Genomic DNA, 24,463 nt, shown 5'->3' with positions numbered 1-24,463 from the left:
GGTGCGGGGGTGCTGGCGGGGCGGGTCTCGATACGCCGCCTGCGGCGGCTACTCGACCAGCATGTGAGCCCGATGCGTCTGCGCAAGGGTGGAGCGCAACCGGTGAATCGCGTGCCAGCGATTCGACGTGCGCGGACGCAGGACGCTCTGCGGGACGCTCCCCCTTCGCGAAGCCGACCGCGGCCGAGCGACGACGAAGGAGGAGCGAGGCACAACGACTCAGTTCTGGGGGAAACCCAGGTTGATGCCGCCGTGCGACGGGTCCAGCCAGCGCGACGTGATCGCCTTCTGCTGCGTGAAGAAGCGCACGCCCTCGGCCCCGTGGGCCTTGGTGTCGCCGAACAGCGAGGACTTCCAGCCGCCGAACGAGAACGTCGCCACCGGCACCGGGATCGGCACGTTGATGCCGATCATCCCGACCTGGACCTCGTTCTGGAAGCGGCGGGCCGCCCCGCCGTCGTTGGTGAAGATCGCGGTGCCGTTGCCGAACGCACCGTTGTTGATCAGCTCGACGCCCTCCTCGTAGGAGGCGACGCGGACGATCGAGAGCACCGGTCCGAAGATCTCCTCCGTGTAGGCGCGCGACGTCGTCGGCACCCTGTCGAGCAGCGTCGGGCCGAGCCAGAAGCCGTTCTCGTCGCCGTCGACCTCGATGCCGCGGCCGTCGATGACGACCTCGGCGCCGTCCTGCTCGGCGATGCCGATGTAGGAGGCGACCTTGTCACGGTGCGCCTCGGTCACCAGCGGGCCCATGTCGCAGCCGCGGCGGCCGTCGCCGATCCGCAGCTGCGACGCACGCTCCTGGATCTTGGTGATCAGCTCGTCCGCGACCGGCTCGACGGCGACGACGACCGAGATCGCCATGCAGCGCTCCCCCGCCGAGCCGAAGCCGGCGTTGATCGCCGAGTCGGCGACCAGGTCGAGGTCGGCGTCCGGCAGCACCAGCATGTGGTTCTTCGCCCCGCCGAGGGCCTGCACGCGCTTGCCGTGCTTCGTCCCGGTCTCGTAGACGTACTGCGCGATCGGCGTGGAGCCCACGAACGAGATCGAGCGGACGTCGGGCGAGGTCAGCAGCCCGTCGACGGCCTGCTTGTCGCCGTTGAGCACGGTGAAGACGCCGTCGGGCAGGCCGGCCTCCTTCCACAGCTTCGCGAGCCAGATCGCCGCGGTCGGGTCCTTCTCGCTGGGCTTGAGGATGACGGTGTTGCCGGCCGCGATCGCGATCGGGAAGAACCACATCGGCACCATCGCCGGGAAGTTGAACGGGGAGATGATCCCGACCACGCCGAGCGGCTGCTTCGTCGAGTAGACGTCGACGCCGGTGGAGACCTGCTCCGAGTACTCGCCCTTGAGGTGGTGCGCGAGCCCCGTCGCGAACTCCACGACCTCCTGGCCGCGGGTGATCTCGCCGAGCGCGTCCGAGACGACCTTGCCGTGCTCGGAGGTGATGATCTCGGCCAGCTCGCCCTTCTTCGCCTCGAGCAGCTCGCGGAACGTGAAGAGGATCTGCTGGCGCTTGGCGAGCGAGAGGTCGCGCCAGGCGGGGAACGCGGCCTTGGCGGAGGCGATCGCCGCGGCGATCTCGTCCGCATCGGCCAGGGCGACCTCCTTGGTCGCGACACCCAGCGCGGGGTCGAAGACCGGGGCGGTGCGGCCCGAGGTCGAGGGCGACTCGCGCCCGTCGATCCAGTGCGGGACGACGGCGAGCTGGTGGAGCGGGGTGGTGCCGATGGTCTCGGACATGGTTCCTGTCTCTGTTCGTGGGAGAGGGGGTTCGTGGGAGAGGGGCTTGTCGGTCAGGGGATGCGGTCAGCCGTGCACGAGCGCGGCGGCGGTGTCGACCGCTGCCGCGACGTCGCCGTCGGCCGGGTAGAGGAGGGTGCGCCCGACGACGAGGCCGCGGACACCGGGCAGCGCGAGAGCCGCGCCCCATGCCGCGTAGGTCTCGTCGGGGCTCCCCGTCGGGTCGCCGCCGAGCAGCAGCGTCGGGAGGGTGGTGGCGGCCATCACCCGCTCCATCTCGTCGACGACGGGCAGCTTCATCCAGGTGTAGGCCGAGGACGAGCCGAGCCCGGAGGCGATCGCGATCGAGGTGATGACGGCGTCGGCGGAGAGGTCGTTGACGACGGCGCCGTCGACCCACTCGCTCAGGAAGGGCTCGAGCATGATCGGCACGTGGGCCGCCGCGGCCGCGGTCACGGCCGCCGCGTTGGCCTCCAGTGTCGCGACCGAGCCGGCGTCGGCGAGGTTGATCCGCAGCAGCGTCTTCGCGAAGTCGAGGCCGTCGCGGACGATCCCGTCGATGTCGTAGCCGGTGAAGCGGTCGTCCATCTCGAAGGAGGCGCCGCGCAGGCCGCCGCGGTTCATCGATCCGACCACGACCTTGTCGTCGAGCAGCCCGAGCAGGGCGAGATCGTCGATGATGTCCGGCGTGCCGAGCACGCCGTCCACTCCCGGCCGCGAGAGCGCGGTCGCGAGGCGGTCGAGCAGGTCGTAGCGGTCCGCCATCGCCATCGCCTCGCCGCGCACGCCGAGCGCGCCGCGGGCGGGGTGGTCGGCGGCCACGAGCAGCAGCCGGCCGTTCCCGCCGAGCAGCGGACGGCGGCGGCGCCCGGCGAGCGCCCGTGCGACGGCGGTCGGGTCCTCGGCGCGGAGCCGGCGCAGCTCCGCGAAGTCGCGATCAGAGCGTGACATCGGTGCGCTCCTCGAGGAAGGCCTCGACCTCGGCTGTGGTGGGCATCGCCGTCGAGCACTCGCGCCGCGAGGCGACGATCGCGCCGGCGACGTTCGCGAAGCGGAGGATGCGCTCGAGGTCCCAGCCCTCGACGAGGCCGTGGATGAGCGCGCCGCCGAAGCTGTCCCCGGCGCCGAGGCCGTTGACGACCTCGACCGGGAAGGGCGCGACCTCGACCGTCTCGGAGCGGGTCTTCGCGAGCACGCCGCGCGGCCCCTGCTTGACGATCGCGAGCTCGACGCCCCGGTCGAGGAGCGCGTCGGCCGCGCGCGACGGGTCGGTCTCGCCGACGGCGACCTCGCACTCCTCCCGGTTGCCGACCGCGACGGTGACCCACTCCAGCGCCTTCGCGACCTCCTGCGAGGCCCGCTCCGGCGAGCGCCAGAACATCGGCCGGTAGTCCAGGTCGAGCACGGTGAACGGCCGGCGGTCGCGCGCCTGCCAGGCGACGAAGTGCGCGGACCGGCTGGGCTCCTCCGTGAGCCCGGTGACGGTCGACCAGTAGACCTTCGCCCGGACGATCGCGTCGAGGTCGAGCGACTGCGCCGTGATCGCCAGGTCGGGCGCCTTGGGCTTGCGGTAGAAGTACAGCGGGAAGTCGTCCGGCGGGAGGATCTCGCAGAACGTGACCGGCGTGGCCAGGTCCGGCTCGGTGCCGACGAACTCGTCCGAGACGCCGAGCCGGACCAGCTCGCGCTTCACGTACCGGCCGAACGGGTCGTCGCCGGCCCGCGAGATCAGCGCGGCGGAGTGCCCGTGCCGGGCGGCGGCGATGGCGACGTTGGCGGCGCTGCCGCCGAGGTACTTGCCGAAGGTCTCGACGTCCTCGAGCCCGAGGCCGTCCTGCAGCGGGTAGATGTCGACCCCGACCCGGCCGATGGTCAGGACGTCGCAGGGCGCCGGCGCGTCCGTCACTCCGGCCTCGCGGCGGCCTCGTGCGCGAGCTCGGCGGTGACCGCGGAGTCGGGCATCGAGCGCTCGAGCTCGTGGGCGAGGGAGGCGAGCTCGGCGCCGCCGGCCATCAGGCTGGTCAGCTCGCCGAGGGTGATCTCGTTCTTCTCGAAGTTGCCGAGGCTGGTGCCGCGGTTCAGGAGGAGGAAGCGGTCGCCGACCGGGTAGGCGTGGTGCGGGTTGTGGGTGATGAAGACCACGCCGAGCCCGGCGTCGCGGGAGCGGGCGATGTACTTGAGCACCACGCCCGACTGCTTGACGCCCAGCGCCGCGGTCGGCTCGTCCAGGATCAGCACGCGGGCACCGAAGTACACGGCGCGGGCGATGGCGACGCACTGGCGCTCGCCTCCGGAGAGGGTGCCGATCGGCTGGTCGACGTCGCGCAGGTCGATGCCCATGTTCGCCAGCTCGCTCTGCGTGATCTCCTTCATCCGCTTCACGTCCAGGCGGCGCAGCGGTCCGCGCCCTTTGGTGATCTCGGAGCCGAGGAAGAAGTTGCGCCAGACCGGCATCAGCGGCACGACCGCGAGGTCCTGGTAGACGGTCGCGATCCCCGCCTGCAGCGCGGCGCGCGGCGACGAGAAGGTGACCGGCGTCCCGTCGAGGAGCAGCTCGCCCTCGGAGGGGGTGTGCGCGCCGGCGAGCATCTTGATGAACGTCGACTTGCCGGCGCCGTTGTCGCCGAGGACGCAGGTGACCTGGCCGGCGTTGACCGTGGTCGAGACTCCGGCGAGCGCGTTGACGGCGCCGTAGCTCTTGCCGATGTCGCGGACCTCGACGATCGTCGTGCCCACCGGGGTGCGGGGCGCGGCCGGCTGTCCGGTCGAGGGGCCGCTCGTCGTGTCGGCGCTCATCGTCCGCCTCCTGCTCGTGTCCGGACGAAGTTGTTGAGGAGCACCGCGGCGAGCAGCATGCCGCCGAGGACGGTGCGCAGCCAGTTGGTGTCCCACTGGGCGAAGGTGATGCCCTGGAAGACCATCCCGTAGATCAGCGCGCCGAGGGCGGCGCCGATCGCCGAGCCGTAGCCGCCGGTCATCAGGCAGCCGCCGACGACCGCGCAGATGATGTAGATGAACTCCTGGCCGACGCCGGTGTTCGCCTGCACCGTCGAGGTGCGGAAGAGCGAGATCATGCCGACGAGCCACGCGGCGCCGGCGGTCCCCATGAAGAGGCCGATCTTGGTCTTCAGCACCGGGACGCCGACCTGGCGCGACGCGGTCTGCGCCCCGCCGACGGCGAAGATCCAGTTGCCGGCGCGGGTGCGCAGCAGGATCCAGGTCGCGACGGCCGCCACCACGAACCACCAGAGCACCGAGACGTAGAAGGTGCCGCCGCCGATGCCGGCCGACGAGCCGAACAGCGGCTGGATGCCGTCGTAGCCCGGGACCTTGGTCATGCCCTGGATCGCGACCTGGCCGGTGATGATCTTCGTCACCGCCAGGTCGATGCCGGCGAGGGCGAAGAAGGTGCCGAGCGTCACGATGAAGCTCGGGAGCCCCGTCTTCATCACCAGGATGCCGTTGAGGGCGCCCACGCCGAGGCAGACGATCAGCGAGACGAAGACCGCCACCCAGATGCTGAGTCCGTAGTGGGTGGTCAGGATCCCGACGATGAGGGCGGAGAAGCCCGTCATCACGCCGGCGGAGAGGTCGAACTCGCCGCCGATCATCAGCAGCGCCACGGCGACGGCCATGATCCCGAAGGTCGAGGCCGACTCCAGCCAGACCCCGGCGCCGGCGAAGCTCAGGAACTGCGGGGTGTAGAGGGAGAAGAACACGAGCACGGCGAGGGCGGCGACGAACGCGCCGGTCTCGGGTCGGGCCAGGATCTTGCGGAGCGGACGGCGCTCGAGGCGGGGCCTCGTCGCGATCGTCACGATGTCTGTCGTCGTCACTGCTGACTCCTGTCGGGGACGGGCCGGGGCCGCTAGCGGGTGCCGTTCGCGGCGAACTCGGCGACCGCGGCCGCGTTCTCCTTGGTGACGAAGGCGGGTCCGGAGTAGACCGGCTGGCCGCCGCCGATGACGTTGCCGTTGGTCGTGTAGAGCTGGAGCGCGGTCACTCCCAGGAAGCCCTGGACGTAGGGCTGCTGGTCGACGGCGAAGACGATCGAGCCGTCCTCGACCGCGGTGACGACGTCCTCGGAGAGGTCGAAGGTGCCGACCTGGGCCGAGCTGCCCGACTCCGACACGGCGCCGACGGCGTCGATCGCGTACTGACCGCCGAGGGTGAGCACGCCGTCGATGGACGGGTCGGCCTGCAGCTTGGACTTGATGGTCGCCTTGACGTCGGCGTCGTTCGTGCCGTCCACCTGCAGGTTGCTCATGCTGCCGCCGAAGGTCGAGGCGGCCGCCTTGCAGCGCTCCTCGAGGCCGACGTTGCCCGCCTCCTGGATGACGCAGAGGGCGTTGGTGGCGCCGGCCTCGGCGAGCTTGGTGCCGACCGCCTCGCCCGCGACCGTCTCGCTCTGGCCGATGTGGGTCAGCGCGCCGAACTCGGCGGAGCGCTCGATGCCGGAGTTGATGGTGACGACCGGGATGCCGGCCGCGACGGCCTTCTCGACGCTGTCCTTGACGCCGTCGGGGTTCGCCATCGAGACGACGATGCCGTCGACCTGCTGGGCGACCGCGTTGTCGATCAGCTGCGACTGCTTCGCCGGGTCGGGGTCGGCGTTGTAGGTGACGGTCGCGCCGTAGTCGCCGCCGGCCGCCTCGGCGCCGGACTTCACGCGGTCCCAGAAGGCGTCGCCGGGGCCTGAGTGGGTGACGACCGCGTAGGTGTAGTCGCCGCCGCCGCCCGCGCCACCGCCGCCGCCGGTGGTCGCGGCGGGCTCCTGCCCGGTGCCCGTGCACCCGCTGAGCAGCAGGGCGGCCGAGGCTGCGAGGCCGAGGCCGGCGAGGAATCGCTTCTTCATGGAGAGCTCCTTCTCTGCGGACGGCGTCGTCTCTGACGGTCCGGAACGTCGTTGTCGGGTCGAGTATGAAATCGCTGGTTGCAAATGTCAATACATATTGTCATTGCGCTACGCTCGGAGCGGCTCACCGGTGAGAGACATCGGGTGCCGAGCTGCTGTCAAGAGCAGGGAGGAGCGCGCAATGGTGCACCGTTTCGGAGTGGGTCTGGTGTCGGTCGGCTGGATGGGGCGCCTGCACACGCGGGCGTACCGCGCGGTCCCGGAGCACTACCCGGACCTCGGCGTCGCCGTGGACCTCGTGTCGGCGGCCGACACCGATCCTGGCACGCGCTCGCTGGCGGAGGACGTCCTGGGCTACCGCCGGACGACGGCCGACTACCGCGAAGTGCTGGCGGACCCCGAGGTCGACATCGTCTCGATCTGCGCGCCGAACTTCCTGCACCGCGAGGTCGCCCTCGCCGCCGCGGCCGCCGGCAAGCCGTTCTGGATCGAGAAGCCGATGGGCCGCTCCGCCGCCGAGTCGTCCGAGATCGCGCGCGCCGCGGCCGACGCCGGCGTCGTCACCTCGGTCGGCTTCAACTACCGGCACGCGCCGGCGCTCGCGCAGGCCCGCGCCCTGATCCGCGAGGGAGCGATCGGCCGCGTCACGAACGTGAGCGTGCGCCTGCTCGCCGACTACTCCGCGGACCCGCTCGGCGCGCTCACCTGGCGCTTCCTGCAGGCGCGGGCCGGCTCGGGCGTGCTCGGCGATCTGCTCTCGCACGGCGCCGACCTGGCGCAGTACCTGGTGGGGCGGATCGACTCGGTCTCCGCGCTCACCGAGACCTTCGTGCGCGAGCGCCCGCTGCCCGGCTCCGCCGCGGCGGGCCACTTCAGCAAGGGCTCCGAGGGCGGCGAGCGCGGCGCGGTCGAGAACGAGGACTACGCGGCGGTCCTCGGCCGCTTCGAGTCCGGCGCGGTCGCGGTGCTGGAGGCGAGCCGGGTCGCGGTCGGGCCGCGCGCCGAGTACACCCTCGAGGTGTACGGCACGAAGGGCTCGCTGCGCTGGGACTTCCAGCGGCTGAACGAGCTGCAGCTCGCCGACGACCCCAGCGGCTACCGCACGATCATGGCGCAGCCGGGCTTCGGCGACTTCTCGCGCTTCCAGCCGGGCGCCGGGACGAGCATGGGCTTCGACGACCTCAAGACCATCGAGGCGTCGCTCTTCCTCACCTCGGTGCTCGAGGGTCGCCAGCTCGCGCCGTCGGCCGCGGACGCCTGGTCGGCCGCCGAGATCGTCGAGGCGGCGCTCCGCAGCGACCGCTCGCGGGCGTGGGAGAGCGTCGGGACGGTCAGCGGAGACGTCACCTACGACGCCTGAGCCGTCCGACGCCCCCGCGGGGCGGCCTTCAGAGAGCGAAGGCCGCCTCGAAGGCGTCGAGCGCCGACTCGGAGTCGGTCGACGGCCACGCCTCGAGCCCGACGACCCCGTCGTAGCCGAGGGCGCGCAGTTCCCGGGCGACGGCCGGGTAGCGGATCTCGCCGGTCCCCGGCTCGCAGCGGCCGGGGACGTCGGCGACCTGGATCTCGCCGATCCAGGGCAGGCAGCGGCGCACGAGCTCGAGCAGGTTCCCCTCGCCGATCTGCGCGTGGTACAGGTCGAGGTTCAGCCGCAGACCCGGTCGGTCGACCGCGCTGACCAGCGCGAGGGTGTCCTCGGCGCGGGCGAACGGCGTGCCCGGGTGGTCGACGGCGGTGTTGAGGTTCTCGAGGGTGAAGACCCGGCCGCGCTCCTCGCCGAGCGCGGCCAGCCGACGAAGGGTGTCCTCGGCGCGCTCGCGGTCCGCGGGCGTCACCTCGGTGCCGGGCCGGACGGGCAGGCCGCCCGGCGCGAGGCCGGTGCCGTGCAGGTTCAGCCGCGGGCTGTCGATGATCTCGGCGGCCGCCAGCGAGAGCTCGGCCGTCCGGACCGTCTCGGCGATGCCGTCGGGGGTGATCAGGTCGCCGGTCAGGTAGCCGGTCATCGACGAGAACGTCGCTCCGGTCGCCGCGAGCGCGGGCAGGTCCTTGGTGGACCAGTCCCAGATCTCGACCTCGAAGCCGCGCTCGTGCAGGCGGCGGACGCGGTCGACGAACTCGAGCTCCGGGAAGAGCATCTCCGCGGAGGCGGCGAGACGGACGGTCACGGCCGGCGCCCTACAGCTCGACGCTCACCGAGACGCGCTCGACCGCGGAGCGGGCGGCGGCATCGGCGAGGACCAGGGCGGCGCGACCGTCGGCGAACGTCGGGCTCGTCGACTCCTGACCGCGGGCGAGCTTGATGAACTCGCTCAGCTCGGCCCGGTAGGCCACGGAGTACCGCTCGAGGAAGAAGTCCTGGTACGGCGGCTTGGCCTGCACGCTGGTGCCGTTCGAGACGCTGACCAGGCTGGTGAGGGCGTTCGCGACCTCGATCGAGCCGTCGGCACCGAAGGCCTCGATCCGCTGGTCGTAGCCGACCGAGCTGTGCCGCGAGTTGGTGATCGAGACGAGCGCGCCGGAGGCGGAGCGGAGCGTGACGACGGCGGTGTCGAAGTCGCCGTGCTCGCGCGCGCCGGGGTCGAAGGTCGTCGTGCCGGTCGCGGTGACCTCGACGATGTCGGGGAGGAAGAAGCGCGCCATGTCGAAGTCGTGGATCGTCATGTCGCGGAAGATGCCGCCGGAGACGCCGATGTAGGCCGCGGGCGGGGCGGCGGGGTCGCGGCTGATGATCGAGAGCTGCTCGAGCGCGCCGATCTCGCCGGCGGCGACGCGGGCGCGCGCCTCGGCGAAGGCCGGGTCGAAGCGGCGGTTGAAGCCGAGGGCGATCGGCACTCCCGACGACGTGACGCGGGGCAGCAGGGCGTCGACGCGCGCGATGTCGAGGTCGATCGGCTTCTCGCAGAGCGCGGGGATCCCGGCCGAGATCGCGGCCTCGAGCAGGTCGACGTGGGTCGCGGTCGGCGAGGCGATCAGCACCGCGTCGATCTCACCGGAGGCGAGCATCTCGGCGGCGTCGGTCGTCACGGTTCCGCCGTAGCGGGCTGCGACGGCGTTCGCGCCGTCGACGAACGGGTCGCAGACCCAGGCGAGCGTCGCCTCGGGGTCGGCGGCGATGTTCGCCGCGTGCACCTGGCCGATGCGGCCGGTGCCGATGAGTCCGAAGCGGAGAGGGGTGTCGGTCACGGCGATGTCCTTGCTGCCCGGGGGCGGTCGGGGTGGTCGGGGTTCGGGTGTCGGGAGTGGGTGGCGGCGGGAGTGGGTGGCGGCGGGAGTGGGTGGCGGCGGGTCAGGCCCAGGCGCGCAGGGCCTCGCGGTTGACGGCCTGGTCGTCGCGGCGCTCGTCGCGGAAGGCCGTGATGTCGGCGTCGGGGGCGTTGAGGACGTCCTGCTCGACGACGACCCAGCCGTCATAGCCCTGGGCGTCGATCGCGGTCATCACGGCGTCGAGGTCGATGTCGCCGCGGCCGAAGGCGACGAACGCTCCGGAGGACCAGACCTCGCGCATCCCGCCGCCGGCCGCGAGGACCCGGCGCAGCTCGGCGACGTCGACGTCCTTGAGGTGCAGGTGGTTGATCCGGGAGCCCCAGCGCTCGACGGCCGCGACCGGGTCGCCGCCGCCGATCAGGAGGTGGCCGGTGTCGAGGGTGAGCCCGATGTCGACGGCGCCGAGGAACCGGTCGATCTCCTCCGGCGACTCGATGTACGTGCCCGCGTGGTGGTGGAAGGTCGGCTCGAAGCCGGCCGCGCGGACGGCGGCGGTGGCGCGCTCGACGTTGGCGACCAGCCGCGACCAGCGGGCGTCGTCCAGAGGGTCGGCGCCGGCGCCGCGACCGGGCGAGGAGCGCCGGGCCGCGGAGCCGTCGTCGGCGAGGGTCGGCAGGGGGAGCCGCGCGGGGCCGTGCTCGGACGCCTCGGCGAAGAGGCGGAGCGCGGCGTCGAGCTCGGGGAGCGACGCCGCGAAGGCCTCGTCGTCCGAGAAGGGCAGCTGGATCCAGCCGCCGGCGATGTCGAGTCCCGAGCGCTCGAGGCGCTGGCGCAGTTCTCGTCCGCGGCCGAGGTAGCCGGCCGGTCCCAGGTCGACGCCGGTGTAGCCCGCCTCGGCGAGCACGTCGACGAGGTCGTCGGGCGAGACCACGTCGGCGCCCTCGGGGGTGAGCTCGAAGACGCCGAAGCTGACGGGGGCGCCGGCGACCGCGGCCTTCATCGGGACGCTCCGGGGACGACGAGCGCGGGGGCGGCGAGCACGGGGGCGGCGAGCGCAGGCGCGGCGTGCGCGAGGGCGCGGCGGATCATCTGGACCATACGACGGTGTACAACTCCTCGAGAGGGCGGTCTGTAATGTCGTTACAATAGCACAATGGGACGGACTGCTGAGCTGCTGATGTGCGCTGCATAATGTAGTGACGCCGACAGGTGTCGAGGACAGCCAGCGGTGAGCCGGCGGGCGGAGGGGGACGACATGGCGCTGCAGGAGGAGCACGCCCTGCCGATGGACCTCTTCATGGACCTCGACCGCTCCGGGCCCATCCCGCTCTACCACCAGATCGCGACCCGCCTCGAGCGCGCCATCCTCGACGAGACGCTCCCGGCCGGCTCCCGGCTCGAGAACGAGGTGTCGCTGGGCAACCGTCTCGGCATGTCGCGGCCGACCATCCGCCGCGCCATCCAGGACCTCGTCGACAAGGGCCTCCTGGTCCGCCGCCGCGGCATCGGCACGCAGGTCGTGCACGGCAGGGTCACCCGCAACGTCGAGCTCACCAGCCTGTTCGAGGACCTCCAGCGCTCGGGCCAGAGCCCGACGACGAGCACCCTCTCCTCCACGGTCGGCACGGCCGACGAGAGGACCGCCGAGGCGCTCGGCGTCGAGGTCGGCTCGCCCGTCCTGCACCTCGTGCGCCTGCGGTCGGCGGACGGGGTCCCGCTCGCCGTGCTCGACAACACGCTGCCGGCCGACTTCGTCGACCTCGACCTCGGCGCCCTCGAGACGCACGGCCTCTACCAGCTGCTCCGGGCCCGCGGAGTGGCGATGCGCGTCGCCAAGCAGCGCATCGGCGCCCGCGCCACGACCCCGCGCGAGGCCCAGCTCCTCGACCTCCGCAAGGGCGCCGCGGTCCTGACGATGACCCGCACCGCCTTCGACAACTCCGGCCGCGCCGTCGAGTACGGCCAGCACTGCTACCGCCCCGACCTCTACTCCTTCGAGATCACCCTCGTCGACCGCTGACCCGCGGCACAGCACGGGTGGGGCCGACCGCGCTCCTTGCATGCTGGTCGAGTAGCGCGCAGCGCGTATCGAGACCCACGTGCCGGCGGTGGGCGGATCTCGATACGCCCTCTCCGAGGGCTACTCGATCAACATGAGACGGCCGCCCTCGACATGGCTGCTCGATCAGCAGGGACGGGCGCAAGCGCGCCGCACAGCACGGGCGGGCACGCCCGTTCCATGCTGGTCGAGTAGCGCGCAGCGCGTATCGAGACCCACCCACCGGACGACGGTGGATCTCGATACGCCCTCTCCGAGGGCTACTCGATCAACATGGACGCGTCAGTGCCCGTCGCGGCGGAGCCGGGCCTCGCGGCCGGCGATGTGCACGCCGAGGCCGGTGACGCCGGCGGCGAACGCGACGATCACGCCGAGCATCCCGTAGACGCTGCCCGCGCCGGCGGCGAACGCGCCGATCAGGAGCACGATCGAGGCCAGCACGATCAGGACGGCGCCGGCGATCTCGCCGCCGCTGGATCTCCTCAGCACGTCTCGCATGCCTCCAGACTGCGGCGCGCGCCACGCCCGCCGCAAGGCCTCCGAGGTGAACGGAGCACGAGAGCCCGCCGCCCGGTAGACGCCCGCCCGCCCCCGCCGCAACCCCGAGAGATCCGGATCCGCCCCGTTCAGACTGGAGGAATGCAGCAGCTGACCTACGCCTCCAAGAGCATCGTCACCACCGACGCCGTCACCGAGGCCCTCCTCGACCTCGTGACCGCGATCGACCGGCAGGAGCACTCGGAGGCGGTCACCGTCCCGGCGTTCACCGACGACGGCGTGCTCATCGAGGCGAAGATGACGCTCGACGCGAGCAGCGAGCTCGTCGCCGTGCCCGTGGAGGTGGCCGTCGACGACGAGGCCGCGACGAACGAGGCCGTCGCCTCGGCCGTCGAGGACATCCGCTCGCGGATCAAGAACAACAAGCGCACCGTCGCCCGCCCCGTGGTCGAGCCGGACCCGGAGCCCTACGACTACGAGGAGTTCTGAGCGTTCCGCCTCTTCAGCTCTGCACGGAGAGCGCGACGGATGGTCGATCGGAATGCCGGAACGTCCAAACGCGACTGCCGAGTATCTCCCCCTTCCTCCTCCCTGATCCAGGTGTCGAACTCGAGCGCAGCCTCCTCAGGCGCAGTCCGTCGGCCCTCGACCCACTCCGCATGCAGGTCCGCTTCTTCGAACGGGCCGCTCGTCACCTCGTCGAGCCGGTCGATCGGCACGATCACCCTCGAGGAATGGTGGACGAATCGCTGCAGAAGGAGATCGACGCCCGTCGGCGCCAGCGTGGCCATCCGAGGGAGTGCGACGAGCGCGGACGACTCGATCACCGACGGCTCGGCGAAAAGTCCCTCATGGTGCCCCGCTGGGCCGAGCAGCGCCGGCAACGGCATGGTCTTGTAGTCCGCCTTCGCCCAGTCGGACCGCGGCCGCGAACAGGGGCGGACAGGGACGACGAGCAGACGCGGCAAGAGCTCCGGCCCACGTCTGAGCGCGCACGGGTGCTGGACGACCTGCACCAGCTCGTCCGCCGACTCGAACACGTCTCCGGTGAAGAGCGGACGGTGGGGCTCCACCTCTTCGCCGAGTGCCGCGTAGAGGTCGAGCAGCGATGCCGGTGTCTGAAGCTGGAGCACTAGAACGAGGACTTCGGTGCGATCGAGAGCTTCCCGTCTGCTCCGACGACCGTCTCGAACGAGTCGTCGACGCGGGTCGTCCTCCATTCGGGGTCGAAGGCGTCCAAGACGGCCTCCTTCGGCACGGATTCGTAGTCGACCGCGTGCTGGATCAGGAGATCTCTCCTGTCGGCGATGAGGAGATCGAGACCGGTCACGAAGACGTCGCGCACGATCGGCATTTCGAGCCAGGAAGCCGGGTCCGAGATCATCCGGTCGTGCAGCTTGTCCAGAACAGCCGCGAAACCCGCAAGACGGAGCCGGTTCTCCCCCGTCATGGTCTCGCCCTGACGCCACTTCTTCACGGCAGCGACACTGACGCCGACCACACTCGCGATGTCGCGCCAGGCGATCCCCTGCTCGCTCAGGTACTCGAGCACCTCGACAGGGCTCTCGGCCGCACGCTTGTTCGTCAGAGCGTCCAACTCCGCGTCGCTCGCCTGGCGGTGCAGGACGTGGACGCGCTTGGTCAGCGTCCAGGACTCGCGGCGCAGGACGTCCGCCTGACCGACCATGGCGCGAGCCGTCTCGCCACTCGAGCGCTGCGCCGCCGTCTCGTACAGCCGTCCGCCGGTGAGACGGTCCGAACGTGTTCTCTCCGCCATCAGAGCAGCACTTCCTTCCTCAAGCGATCGGTGATGAGTTTCTCGAAGATCGTGCCGATCGGAGCATGAAGTCGATCGCACGTGGCGAGGGTGCTCTCGACATCGAAGGTCTCGAGCCGAGCACTGTCAGCCCTCGTCCACGACGCATCCGTGTCGAGGAGGAAGAACGGGCCGCCCGGGCTGGGACTGCGACGGACGAGGGTGGGTGTCGATTCGATCGCCTCCTCCCGCGCGGCCGAATACCGCACTGCGACGACATCTCCCTCCTCATCGAGCGAGAACGCTGCGAGACCTCGGTGGACCTGGAGATGAAGGCTGTCGCCGTCCAGATCGAACGCCGGAGCGGTCACGCTCGGCACGAGCCACTCCGACCAGTCCACATCGCCGTCACCGTCGGGAGGCTGCGGGACGCGGATCTCGTTGATGTACCGGAGACCGACGCGCTCGGAGGCGTCGATGGGGCTGATCCCGTGACGCGCGCGGATCGCAGCTTCGATCGTGGTCCGGAAGCCGGGCCAGCCCTCGTACGACGTCGTGCTGATCGTCAGCGCCTCCGGCCCGAACGAGATGTTCAGATGCCGACCACGGGACATGAGAAGGGGGCCTCCTTCGACCTCCAGCCGAGCGATCGGTGCAAGGTCGCCCAGGACCGACTTGACGGCGTAGACCTCTTCCTGACGCAACGGGCTCGGTGGGTGCGCGAGTTCGAAGACCACGAGTTCGAGCGGCGCATTCGTGTATCCGGATCGGAGCGTCATCCCTCAACGATACTGAAACGGCAACCAGAACAGTGACTTGCTCGGGGCTGCTCCTGCTCATGGCGTGGAACGACCGGTCGAGGGAGGGATCGGCACTTCGCGCGCCGGGGAGGGGAAGCGGGCACGCGCTTCAGAGGCGCCCGTCGAGGTCCTTCACCACGCGGCCGGACTGCAGCACGGCCCGCACCGCCGCGGGATCGCCCAGCGCCGCGATGTCGGCCAGCGGGTCCGCATCGGTCAGCACCAGATCGGCGAGCTTGCCCGGCTCGACCGAGCCGAGCTGTGCGTCCAGCCCGAGCAGGCGGGCGCCGCCGAGGGTTCCGGCGCTCAGGGCCTCGAGCGGGGTGAGCCCGACGGCGACCAGCTGCGCCAGCTCGGCGAGGTTCCGGCCGTGCGGGTGCACACCGGCGTCGGTGCCGAGGGCGAGCGGGATCCCCGCCGCGACGGCCCGGCGCACCGAGTCGAGACCGCGCTCGCGCAGGAGCTCGCGCTGCCGGAGCCGCTCGGCGGTCGTCGTCGCCGGGTCGAACGCGCGCACCAGAATGCTCAGGGTCGGCACGAGCGTCGTCCCGCGCTCGCGCATCAGCGCGATCGTCTCGTCGGAGAGGTCGTAGCCGTGCTCGATGCTCGTTGCGCCACCCAGGACGGCGGCCCGCGCGGCGTCGTCGGAGAGGGCGTGCGCGGTGATCGGACGGCCGCCGCGCTCGGCGAGCAGCTCCGCGATCAGGGCGACCTGCTTCTCGGTGATGCCGACGTCGCGCGCGTCGTCGTTCGGTGAGCCGAGCCCGCCCGAGGTGGCGACCTTGATCACGTCGGCGCCGGTGCGGACGAGCGTCCTGACCATCCGGACCACGTCCTCGTCGGTGTCGACGAGTCCGGGCGCGGGCATGCCCGGGCGCACGGCCCAGGCCGGCAGGCTGCCGTTGCGGTGGTGGGGATCGGCGTGGCCGCCGGTCGGCGAGAGCATGGCGATCGCGAGGTGCAGGCGCGGGCCGTCGACCGCGCCGCGCGCGACGGCCTCGCGGTAGCCCGGCGAGAGCCCGTCGAGGTCGCGGGCGGTGGTGACGCCGGCGTCGAGCGTGCGGCGCAGCAGCCCGGCGATCTCGAGGACGTCCTCCTCCGGGAAGCGCTCGCGCGCCGCCTCCGGGGCGACGGGCACCATCGCGAGGTGCACGTGGACGTCGACGAAGCCCGGCAGCAGGAACGCGCCGGAGACGTCGACCGCGCGACCCTCGAGCCCCGGATCCGCACGCCGCGGCCCCGCGTAGGCGATCACGCCGTCGCGGATCTCCACCTCGGAGTCCTCGAGCGGAGCGGCGCCGGTCCCATCGACGAGCGTCGCGCCGACGAGGCGGAGCACGCCCTCGGCGACGGGGGTGGCGGGCAGCCGGGCCGTCATGCGCTCTCCTTCGCGGGGACCGCCGCGGGACCCGACAGACTGAAGCCGGGCGAGCCCGGGTCGGCGTCGAGCAGGCGGCGGGTGTACCAGTGCTGGGGGTCGGCGTAGATCCGCTCGACCGGGCCGGCCTCGACGACCTCGCCGCGGTAGAGCACCACGACCTCGTCGCTGACGCGCTGGACGACGGCGAGATTGTGCGAGATGAACATCATCGTCAGGCCGAGCGACTCCTTGATCCCGGCCAGCAGATCGAGGATCTGCCCCTGCACCGAGACGTCGAGCGCGGAGGTGATCTCGTCGGCGATCACGAAGGTCGGGTCGATGATCAGCCCGCGGGCGATCGCGACGCGCTGGCGCTGCCCGCCGGAGAACTCGTGCGGGAACCGGTGCCGCATGTCGGCGCTGAGACCGACGCGCTCCAGCCAGGCGACGATCAGCTCCTCGTTCCGGCCGACGCGGGCGCGGACCGGGTCGATCGCCTCGGCCAGGGTCTGCGCGATCGTGCGCCGCGGCGAGAGCGAGGAGTACGGGTCCTGCGGGATCATCTGCGTGCGCCGGCGGTAGGCGTGCATCGCCGAGCGGTTGGCGGCGACGATGTCGACGCCGTCGACGCTCGCCGTGCCGGCCGCCGCGCGGACCGAGCCGACCAGCACCTTGGCGAGGGTCGACTTGCCGGAGCCGGACTCGCCGACCACGCCGACGGTGCGGCCGCGCTCGACCCGCAGGTCGACGCCGTGCAGGACCTTCGCGTGGCCGAAGACTACATCGAGACCGCGGACGTCGACCATCGCGGAGGACGCGGGGGTCACGGCGGCGGAAGCGGCGGCGGCGCTCACGAGCGCACCTCCGGCGGCGTCGGCACGGTCACGACTGGCGTCGCGGCGAGCAGCTGCCTCGTGTACGGATGCGTCACGGTCTCCTCCGAGAGATGGGCGATGTCCTCGATCCGCTCGACGATGCGGCCGTCCTTCATCACGAGGACGCGGTCGCAGAGCGCCCGGACGACGCCGAGGTCGTGCGAGATGAAGAGCACGGCGGTGCCGGAGTCCTCGTTCATGCGCTTGAGCACCGAGAGCACCTCGCGCTGCACCGTCACGTCGAGCGCGGTGGTCGGCTCGTCGGCGATCAGCAGGTCGGGCTTCGCGCTCATCGCCGAGGCGATCATCGCGCGCTGCTTCATGCCCCCGGAGAGCTGGTGCGGGTACTGCCGCAGGCGCCCCTCCGGATCGGAGAGCATCACCGAGCGGAAGCCGCGCAGGAGCAGGTCGAGCGCGTCGCGGCGGGAGTGGCGCAGGCGGATCCGCAGCACGTCGGAGAGCTGAGTGCCGAGGACCATGGCGGGGTTCAGCGCGGTGCCCGGGTCCTGGTAGATCAGGCCGATCTTCGCGGCGAGCACCCGGTCCGGGACGGGGCCGAGCAGGTCGGTGCCGCCGAGCTCGAGCCGGCGCGCGGACGCCTCGAGGCCCTCGCCGAGCAGCTTCGCGACCACGGACGCCGTCAGCGACTTGCCCGAGCCGGACTCGCCGACGATGCCGAGCACCTCGCCGCGGCGGATGGTGAAGGAGAGGTCGGAGACGAGCTCGCGGCCGGTCGCGCCGTGGCGGACCGTGATGCCGTCGGCGACGAGCACGGCGTCGGCCGGGGCGGGCGGGGCGGGCGCGGCGGTCGAGGAGCCGGTGGCCCTCGTCATCCGGGCCCGCGTCGTGTTCGAGCGCGGGTTCGCCGCCGCCGCCAGGCCGTCGCCGACCAGCAGCGCCGCGAAGGAGGCGACCGTGAGCGCGAGCGCCGGGCCGAGGATGACGACCGGGTTCACCGAGATGCGGCTCAGCCCGTCGTTGAGCAGCGTGCCCCAGTCGAAGGCGGGCGTCTGCGCGCCGAGGCCGATGAAGGAGAGGCCCGAGATCTCGACCAGCGCGCCGGAGAAGGCGCCGGCGACGAGGATCAGCGTCGGCTCGGCCATGTTCGGCAGCACGTGCCGCAGCGCGACGAGGTGCGTCGGCACTCCGGTCAGCCGGGCGGTCGTGACGTACTCGCTCGCCGCGATCTTGGAGGCGAGGTTGGCGGTCAGCCGCGCGAAGCCGGCGATGTTGGCGACGGCGATCGCGACCACCACCTGGACGACGCCCTGGCCGAGGATGGCGGCGACGATGATCGCGACGAGCATCGTCGGATAGCTGACGGCCAGCTCGATCGCGCGCAGCCCGAGCTCGCGGACCCGCCGCGGGGCGAGCCAGACGCCGATGCCGACCGCGATGCCGACGATCGCCGAGAGCACGGTCGCGGCGAGCGCCATCAGCACGGTCGAGCGGGTGGCGACGAGGGTGCGGGCGAGCATGTCGCGGCCGAGGGTGTCGGTGCCGAGCGGGTGCTCGGCGGTCGAGCCGAGGCTGGGGCTGCCGCCGAGTCCGGTGGCCTGCCCCTCGAGCGCGATCGGCGCGATCAGCGCGGTGAGGGCGATCACGCCGAGCAGGCCGAGCCCGATCACGAGCCCGGGGTTCCAGGCGAAGGTGCGCGCGCCGGCGGGCTTCAGGCCGCGGACGGCGGGCAGTGACTCAGCCACGCTGCTCTCCGAGGGTGCGCGGGTCGATCAGACCCAGGATGACGTCGATCACGAGGGTGATCACGAGGGAGATGAGCCCGATCACGAAGACGGCCGCCCGGATCACCGGGTAGTCCTTGTCGATCGCGATCGCCTGGACGATCACGCCGCCGAGGCCGGGCCAGGCGAAGACCGCCTCGGTGATCAGCGCCGAGCCGAGCAGCGCGGTGAGGATGATGCCCGAGAGCGTCAGCGCCGTGGTGAGCAGGTTGGGCAGCATGTGCTTGGCGTAGAGGGTGAGCGCGGGCAGCCGCCAGCCGCGGGCGGTGCGCATGTAGTCCTGCTCGAGGATCACCGCGGTCTCGCGGCGGACGATCCTCGCGACGGAGCAGGTGCCGCCGACGGTGAGCGAGGCGATCGGCAGGATCGCGGCGGTGCCGAAGTCGTAGGCCGGCGAGTACGCGGGCGGCAGCACCTTCAGCAGCACCGCGAAGACGACGACGAAGCCGGTCGCCAGCACGTAGGTGGGGACCGAGGAGATCAGCCCGGTGACGGTGCTGAACACCGCGTCGAGCCAGCGGCGGCGGTCGCCGCGGGTCGCGACTCCGACCGCCATGCCCAGCGCGATGCCGAGCACGAGCAGGAGCAGCACCGCGGAGATCGTGATGGTCAGCGTGTACGGGACGGCCGTCATCACGAGGTCCATCGCCGGGATCTTGTAGCGGTAGGAGGCGCCGAAGTCGCCCTGCAGCACGCCGACGAGGTAGGTCCAGAGCTGCGCGGGCAGCGGCTGGTCGAGCCCGAGCTGGGTGCGCACCAGCTCGACCTGGTCGAGCGAGGCCGCCTCCCCCGCGATGGCGATCGCCGGGTCGCCGGGGATGAGCTGCACGATCAGGAAGGTGACCAGGACGAGCAGCGCGAGGTTGACGAGCAGGCCGAGGGCCCGGCGGAGGAGGAACCTCCGCCAGGCCCCGCCGAGGGTGCCGGCGCGGACGGCGCCCGGGCCGGGCGCCCCCGCGCCGGACGACCCGAGGCCCAACGATGCAGCGGTGGTGGCGGTCGTGGTGCTCATCGCGTCGTCTCCTCGTGTCGTCCGGCTCGGGTGGGCTGCTCAGTGGATCAGGGCGTCAGCGGATCAGGACAGGATCCGCATGGCCGAGATGTCCCAGTAGCCCGAGAACACCGAGGTGGCGAAGCCGGAGCGGGCCACGTAGCGGTGCGTGTCGGTGATCAGCGGCGTCATGTCGACGCGCTCGAGGATCGTCTTCTGGGCGGCGAGCAGGTTCTCGCACTGCGTCTCGGTGTCCGAGGCGGCCATCGCGGCCTCGTAGTAGGCGACGCCCTCGGGGTTGTCGCTGGAGGAGACGTTCGTTCCGCCGTCGGCGTAGGTCGGGCCGAGGTAGCGGGCGATCGTGGTGTGGATGAGGCCGGGGCCGGCGTTCTCCGCGGCGATCGCGACGTCCCAGGTGGCGGGCTCGGTGCGCATGGCCTTCGACCAGTCGGCCGGATCGAGCGCCGAGACGGTGACGGTGGCGCCCGCGGCGCGGAGCGACTCGGCCAGGTAGTCGGCGGCCGGGTCCCAGTTCGACATCATCAGCAGGCGGATCGACTGACCGGTGAGCTCGGGCGTCGCGGCGGCGGGGTCGTACTTCTGCACCAGCGACTCGTCGTCCAGCGCGCATCGGTAGCTCGCCGCGTTGACGGTGTACTGCGGCACGCCGAGGCCGTCGAGGCCGGCGGAGTTGAAGCCCTGGGTGTCGATCGCCTGGGCGACCGCGGCGCGGAGGTCCTCCTTGCCCTCGAAGATCGAGCCGGAGCCGGGGGCCTCGTTGAAGACGAGGTTGTAGGCCGAGCTGGCGAAGGTGACGGTCGTGTAGGCCGGGTCGTCCTCGAAGCGCAGCGCGTTCGAGTCGTAGAAGCGGGCCAGGTCGACGCCGCCGGACTCGAGCAGGTTGGCGCTCGTGTTGGAGTCGGACTGCACGGTGAGGTTGATCGTCTTCGCGGGCTCGCCCTCGACGTCCTGCCAGTCGGGCCAGGCGTCGTAGTCGTCGCGCAGCGTGTAGGCGGCGCTGACGCCGGCCGACAGGTTCGAGAGCATGTACGGGCCGGACCAGGCGCCGTCGACGGTGCCCGCGGCGAGGCCCTCGGTGTCGGCGAGGCCGGCGGGGCAGATGATGCCGGTGCCGGGGCGGGTGACGCCGCCGAGCAGCTGCGAGTAGGGCTGGCTGAGCGAGATCGTCAGCGTGCCGGCCGCGTCGTCGGGGGTGAAGGTCGCGTCGCCGGAGCCGAAGGCCTGGTTCTTCCAGGTCAGCGCGCCCGAGTCGTCGAGGCCGGTGAGGTACGTGAAGGAGTCGGCGACGACGGTCGGCGTGATCGCGGTGCCGTCGGCGCAGGTGGCGTCGTCGCGGAGGGTGAACGTGTACTCGGAGGCCGAGACGGCGTTCCACTCGGTGGCGAGGCCGCCGATGTAGCCCTCGGTCTCGCCCTGGCGGAGCAGGGTGTCGAAGCCGAGGCGCGCGACGGTCACGTCGGCGTCGGCGGAGGCCTTCGCGGGGTCGAAGGTGGACGGCGCGTACCAGAGCTCCGCGTTGATGGTGTCGGTGGCGCCGGCGGTGCCGGTGGCGCTCTGCGGGGCGCTGGTGGTCCCGCAGGCGGTGAGCGCGAGGCTCGCGACGGCCGCCAGTGCGACGCCGGCGAGCAAGCTCTTCCTGACCATGGTGCTGTCCTCCAAGGGGTACGGGTGGTGCATCGGGGGCGGGGCGGAGTTGCTCGGGGGGCCGCTCAACTTGGATCCAATCTATGGCAATGCGGATCCCATTGTGTTTCGTCGGGATTACATCTGGTTGGCGTCCTCCGCCGCGCGCCCGTGCACCGTCCGCCCGCCGACCACCGTGCGCAGCACGCGCGCCCCGGCGAACTCCTCCGCCGAGCACTCCCCCGGGTCGACCGAGAACAGCACCAGGTCGGCGAGGAAGCCGGGGCGGAGCATCCCGCGGCGGTCCTCCGCGAAGGCCGCGTGCGCCGCGCCTAGGGTGTAGCCCTCGACGGCCTCGAGCACCGTGAGCGCCTGCTCCGGACCGAGCGGGTCGGGCAGGCGGCGCATCCGACGGCTCACCGCGGTCGCGACCACCCGCCGCGGGTCGAACGGGAAGTAGGGGGCGTCGGAGCCGAGCGCGATCACGGCGCCGGAGTCGCGCCAGTCGCGCATCGGGTTCACCGGGTCGGCCCGCGCGCCGAGCCGGGCGGTCAGTCCGGCCGCGTTGCTCCAGGCGATCGAGGGCTGCAGCGAGGCGACGACGCCGAGCCGGGCCGCGCGCTCGCGGCTCTCGGCGGACGGCTCGAGGTAGGCGTGGATCAGCTGGCAGCGCAGGGCGGCGATCCGCTCGGGCGGGCCCGCCGCCTCGAGGGCGTCGAGCACCTCGGCGACCGCGCGGCTGCCGACCGCGTGCACGCCCAGGCCCCAGCCGCGCTGGACGCACTCCGCGGCGAGCCGCGCGAACTCGGCCGTCGCGATCCGCTGCACGCCGTGGCTTCCGCCGGGCCAGGGCTGCTCGAGGAGAGCCTGGCCCTTCATCCCCTCGCCGTCGTAGTAGACCTTGATCGGGCCGAGGCGGAGCAGCTCGTCGCCGTCGCCGGTCGTGCCGCCGACGGTGCCGAGCAGGGCGAGCGCCTCGTCGACGCCCGGGACTCTGGCGGTGACGAGCTCGGGGTAGGGCATGGCGACGACGCGCAGCGACAGCTCACCACGCTCGTGCGCCGCGCGGTAGGCGGCGAGCTCGTCGAGTGTGACGGCGGGGTCGATGACGCCGGTGAAGCCCAGCTCGTGCAGCAGCGGCTGGATGCGCAGGAGGGCCGCGCGGCGGTCCGCGGGGGTGGGCGGGGTGTCGCCGAGCCAGTCCGGGGCGTCCGGATCGGCGTCCGCGTCGGCGAGCATCGCGGCCGAGAACGCGTCGGCGCCGGCGCCCGCGTCGAGCAGCTGCAGGGCCTTCAGGCCCGCGCGCTGGGCGTGCGAGTGCGCGTCGATGAAGCCGGGGAGGAGGGTGCCGTCGAGGTGCTCCTCGGGGGTGCCTGCGGGGGCTGCGGCGCGGACGTCTGCGAGGGTGCCGACCGCGGCGATCCGGTCGCCGTCGATCAGGAGCGCCTCGGCGAGCGGGTTCTCGGGGTCCATGGTGCGGACGCGGGCGACGAGGAGGCGGGGCGCCGCTGTCCCCTGGGTGTCCGGCATCGTGCGGGGCTCAGGCATCGGTGCTCTCCCGGCGGTCGAGCCAGTCGTGCACGTCGGCGGCGGTGACGAGCGCGTCGCGCTGGAGGTACTCGATCGCCTCCAGGGTGGCGGCGTGCGCGCGCTCGCTCGAGCCGGCGACGCAGTCGGTGAGCACCCGGACGGCGTAGTCGTGCTGGTGCGCGTCCGCCGCCGTGTAGTGGATGCAGACGTCGGTGAGGCCGCCGACCAGCAGCAGCGTGCCGGCGCGGTAGGCCTTCAGGACGATCTCGAGCTCGGTGCCGAAGAAGGCGGAGTAGCGGCGCTTGCGGATCACGAACTCCTCGGGCCGCGGCTCGAGCCAGGACGCCAGCTCGGTGCCCGGGTCGCCCTCGAGGCAGTGCGGACCCTCGGCGCCGTCGAGCTCGCGGCCGATGTCGATCAGGTCGGGCTTGTGCACCTCCTGCACGAAGACGACCGGCACGCCGGCACTGCGGCAGTGCGCGATCAGGTCGCGCACCCGGGGCGTGCGCTCCGCCCGGCCGCTCATCACGGGGATGCCGGGGGTCGGCAGGTCCGAGGCGGCCCCGCCCTGGATGTCGACGACGAGGAGGACGGGAGTGCCGGAGACGGCGAGCATGCGGGTGGATCCTTCCGGGTGGTGCGCGGGTCGGGTGAGGTGCCCCCACGACCCCGGCGGCGCGAGGGCCGAGGCCCGTCGTCCGCCCGGCAAGTCTGGCCAGGCGATCGTTCGGGCGGGGGTCGGCCGTGTTTCCCCGGGGTAAAACCTCGGGATGCTCGGCTTGTGGAGGAGAGTCGGCTCCTCCGGTGCGCAGAAGTTGTCGTACCCGCGCGCCCAGTACGACAACTTCTGGAGAGCGGCGGTGGCAGCGCAGGGCCCGGCGGATCCACTGCGCAGAAGTTGTCGTAGCGGGTGGGCGAGTACGACAACTTCTGCGGAGTGGAGGGGGCGGCCGTCAGACCGGGCGGGCCGCGCGGCGGCGGCGGTGCGGGAGCAGGGCGGCGACGGGGACCGGGGCGAAGGCGTCGGCGACGGCGACCCAGACGGTCGCGTCGGGGGCGTGGTCGCCGAGGAGCTCGGCGCAGACGCCGCAGGGCTCGATGAGGTGGCGGGAGCCGGCCGGGCGCTGCAGCACTCCGACGATCGAGACGACCGGGGAGCCGGCGACGACCGCGGCGCTCAGGGCGGCGGACTCGGCGCAGACGGAGGCCCGGCCGGCGCTCGCCTCGACGTGCAGGCCGGTCACGATCCGCCCGTCGGCGAGCCGGAGGGCGGCCGCGACCTCGTGGACGCCGGTCCGGTAGCGCGCGTCGAGGATCGCCGAGGCCACCTCGAGCAGCTCGCGGTCCGGCGCGGACATCCCCGCGGGAGGCCCGTCGAGCACCGGCCGATCGAGCACCGGGCTCTC

The 24,463-nt window shown here is 72.2% G+C and carries 24 protein-coding genes; 3 read left to right on the top strand and 21 right to left on the bottom strand.

What is annotated here, in order from left to right; translation table 11 throughout:
- Positions 1–219 precede the first annotated feature (219 nt).
- From EDF45_RS00340 to EDF45_RS00315, 6 genes are all read right to left on the bottom strand, one after another.
- Complete coding sequence (locus tag EDF45_RS00340) at positions 220–1,743, bottom strand: CoA-acylating methylmalonate-semialdehyde dehydrogenase (protein ID WP_123734529.1); 1,524 nt, start codon at positions 1,741–1,743, stop codon at positions 220–222.
- Positions 1,744–1,809: 66 nt separating this feature from the next.
- Entirely contained in the window at positions 1,810–2,694 is an 885-nt protein-coding gene (locus EDF45_RS00335) for a deoxyribose-phosphate aldolase (RefSeq protein WP_123734528.1), read from the bottom strand.
- Positions 2,681–3,649 carry a 5-dehydro-2-deoxygluconokinase gene (iolC, locus tag EDF45_RS00330; RefSeq protein ID WP_123734527.1) on the bottom strand — a complete coding sequence of 323 codons (969 nt, stop codon included), beginning with the start codon at positions 3,647–3,649 and terminating at the stop codon, positions 2,681–2,683. The genes EDF45_RS00335 and iolC overlap by 14 nt, the downstream gene beginning before the upstream one ends.
- Complete coding sequence (locus tag EDF45_RS00325; RefSeq protein WP_123734526.1) at positions 3,646–4,539, bottom strand: ATP-binding cassette domain-containing protein; 894 nt, start codon at positions 4,537–4,539, stop codon at positions 3,646–3,648. Before EDF45_RS00325 ends, iolC begins: the two co-directional genes overlap by 4 nt.
- On the bottom strand, positions 4,536–5,579 hold the full coding sequence (locus EDF45_RS00320; RefSeq protein ID WP_123705871.1) for an ABC transporter permease: 1,044 nt from the start codon (positions 5,577–5,579) through the stop codon (positions 4,536–4,538). The genes EDF45_RS00325 and EDF45_RS00320 overlap by 4 nt, the downstream gene beginning before the upstream one ends.
- A 32-nt stretch (positions 5,580–5,611) precedes the next feature.
- The gene (locus EDF45_RS00315; protein ID WP_123734525.1) at positions 5,612–6,598 is read right to left on the bottom strand and encodes a sugar ABC transporter substrate-binding protein; all 987 of its coding nucleotides are present in this window, start codon (positions 6,596–6,598) and stop codon (positions 5,612–5,614) included.
- A 181-nt stretch (positions 6,599–6,779) separates the two neighbouring features.
- On the opposite strand from EDF45_RS00315, the gene EDF45_RS00310 reads away from it, so the two are divergent.
- Positions 6,780–7,958, top strand: coding sequence for a Gfo/Idh/MocA family protein (locus EDF45_RS00310; RefSeq protein WP_123734524.1), 1,179 nt, complete (start codon positions 6,780–6,782; stop codon positions 7,956–7,958).
- Positions 7,959–7,986: 28 nt separating this feature from the next.
- Here EDF45_RS00310 and EDF45_RS00305 read toward each other — a convergent pair whose 3' ends face one another.
- The 3 genes from EDF45_RS00305 to EDF45_RS00295 form a co-directional block, all read right to left on the bottom strand.
- Positions 7,987–8,733: a TIM barrel protein gene (locus EDF45_RS00305; RefSeq protein WP_123735519.1), complete on the bottom strand. Its 747-nt coding sequence runs from the start codon at positions 8,731–8,733 to the stop codon at positions 7,987–7,989.
- A 40-nt stretch (positions 8,734–8,773) separates the two neighbouring features.
- Positions 8,774–9,781, bottom strand: a complete 1,008-nt coding sequence (iolG, locus tag EDF45_RS00300; RefSeq protein WP_123734523.1) for an inositol 2-dehydrogenase — start codon at positions 9,779–9,781, stop codon at positions 8,774–8,776.
- A 103-nt stretch (positions 9,782–9,884) separates the two neighbouring features.
- A complete protein-coding gene (locus tag EDF45_RS00295) occupies positions 9,885–10,802 on the bottom strand; it encodes a sugar phosphate isomerase/epimerase (protein ID WP_123731630.1) in 918 nt (305 codons plus the stop codon).
- A 255-nt stretch (positions 10,803–11,057) separates the two neighbouring features.
- Here EDF45_RS00295 and EDF45_RS00290 point away from each other — a divergent pair, with 255 nt between their 5' ends.
- The gene (locus EDF45_RS00290) at positions 11,058–11,822 is read left to right on the top strand and encodes a GntR family transcriptional regulator (RefSeq protein WP_123734522.1); all 765 of its coding nucleotides are present in this window, start codon (positions 11,058–11,060) and stop codon (positions 11,820–11,822) included.
- Between the two features lie 321 nt (positions 11,823–12,143).
- On the opposite strand, the gene EDF45_RS00285 is transcribed toward EDF45_RS00290, so the two are convergent.
- Positions 12,144–12,350, bottom strand: coding sequence for a hypothetical protein (locus EDF45_RS00285; protein ID WP_148070801.1), 207 nt, complete (start codon positions 12,348–12,350; stop codon positions 12,144–12,146).
- Between the two features lie 150 nt (positions 12,351–12,500).
- On the opposite strand from EDF45_RS00285, the gene EDF45_RS21100 reads away from it, so the two are divergent.
- Complete coding sequence (locus tag EDF45_RS21100; protein WP_185020051.1) at positions 12,501–12,848, top strand: hypothetical protein; 348 nt, start codon at positions 12,501–12,503, stop codon at positions 12,846–12,848.
- Here the strand turns inward: EDF45_RS21100 and EDF45_RS00275 are convergent.
- The 11 genes from EDF45_RS00275 to EDF45_RS00225 all read right to left on the bottom strand — a co-directional run bounded on the left by EDF45_RS00275 (position 12,833) and on the right by EDF45_RS00225 (position 24,454).
- Positions 12,833–13,579 carry a hypothetical protein gene (locus tag EDF45_RS00275; RefSeq protein ID WP_148070799.1) on the bottom strand — a complete coding sequence of 249 codons (747 nt, stop codon included), beginning with the start codon at positions 13,577–13,579 and terminating at the stop codon, positions 12,833–12,835. The genes EDF45_RS21100 and EDF45_RS00275 overlap by 16 nt on opposite strands.
- Positions 13,492–14,046, bottom strand: a complete 555-nt coding sequence (locus EDF45_RS00270; protein WP_148070796.1) for a transcriptional regulator — start codon at positions 14,044–14,046, stop codon at positions 13,492–13,494. The genes EDF45_RS00275 and EDF45_RS00270 overlap by 88 nt, the downstream gene beginning before the upstream one ends.
- An 89-nt stretch (positions 14,047–14,135) precedes the next feature.
- Positions 14,136–14,894: a TIGR04255 family protein gene (locus tag EDF45_RS00265; RefSeq protein ID WP_123734518.1), complete on the bottom strand. Its 759-nt coding sequence runs from the start codon at positions 14,892–14,894 to the stop codon at positions 14,136–14,138.
- A 130-nt stretch (positions 14,895–15,024) separates the two neighbouring features.
- Positions 15,025–16,293 (bottom strand): amidohydrolase family protein, encoded by a 1,269-nt coding sequence (locus EDF45_RS00260; protein ID WP_123734517.1) that lies wholly within the window; start codon positions 16,291–16,293, stop codon positions 15,025–15,027.
- Positions 16,290–17,129 (bottom strand): ABC transporter ATP-binding protein, encoded by an 840-nt coding sequence (locus tag EDF45_RS00255; RefSeq protein WP_260311721.1) that lies wholly within the window; start codon positions 17,127–17,129, stop codon positions 16,290–16,292. The genes EDF45_RS00260 and EDF45_RS00255 overlap by 4 nt, the downstream gene beginning before the upstream one ends.
- Positions 17,126–18,853: a dipeptide/oligopeptide/nickel ABC transporter permease/ATP-binding protein gene (locus EDF45_RS00250; RefSeq protein WP_260311720.1), complete on the bottom strand. Its 1,728-nt coding sequence runs from the start codon at positions 18,851–18,853 to the stop codon at positions 17,126–17,128. The genes EDF45_RS00255 and EDF45_RS00250 overlap by 4 nt, the downstream gene beginning before the upstream one ends.
- Complete coding sequence (locus EDF45_RS00245; RefSeq protein ID WP_123705880.1) at positions 18,846–19,904, bottom strand: ABC transporter permease; 1,059 nt, start codon at positions 19,902–19,904, stop codon at positions 18,846–18,848. The genes EDF45_RS00250 and EDF45_RS00245 overlap by 8 nt, the downstream gene beginning before the upstream one ends.
- 63 nt (positions 19,905–19,967) lie before the next feature.
- Positions 19,968–21,548 carry an ABC transporter substrate-binding protein gene (locus tag EDF45_RS00240; protein ID WP_185020050.1) on the bottom strand — a complete coding sequence of 527 codons (1,581 nt, stop codon included), beginning with the start codon at positions 21,546–21,548 and terminating at the stop codon, positions 19,968–19,970.
- Between the two features lie 117 nt (positions 21,549–21,665).
- Positions 21,666–23,075, bottom strand: coding sequence for an amidohydrolase (locus tag EDF45_RS00235; RefSeq protein WP_123734515.1), 1,410 nt, complete (start codon positions 23,073–23,075; stop codon positions 21,666–21,668).
- Positions 23,068–23,673 (bottom strand): cysteine hydrolase family protein, encoded by a 606-nt coding sequence (locus EDF45_RS00230; protein WP_123734514.1) that lies wholly within the window; start codon positions 23,671–23,673, stop codon positions 23,068–23,070. Before EDF45_RS00230 ends, EDF45_RS00235 begins: the two co-directional genes overlap by 8 nt.
- Positions 23,674–24,010: 337 nt before the next feature.
- Positions 24,011–24,454 carry a hypothetical protein gene (locus tag EDF45_RS00225; protein ID WP_207905689.1) on the bottom strand — a complete coding sequence of 148 codons (444 nt, stop codon included), beginning with the start codon at positions 24,452–24,454 and terminating at the stop codon, positions 24,011–24,013.
- Positions 24,455–24,463: the final 9 nt, after the last annotated feature.

This window comes from Rathayibacter sp. PhB186 (assembly GCF_003751825.1).
GTDB lineage: Bacteria > Actinomycetota > Actinomycetes > Actinomycetales > Microbacteriaceae > Rathayibacter > Rathayibacter festucae.
Note: the sequence above shows the minus strand (reverse complement) of the source record. Positions and strands in the feature narration are given on the sequence as shown.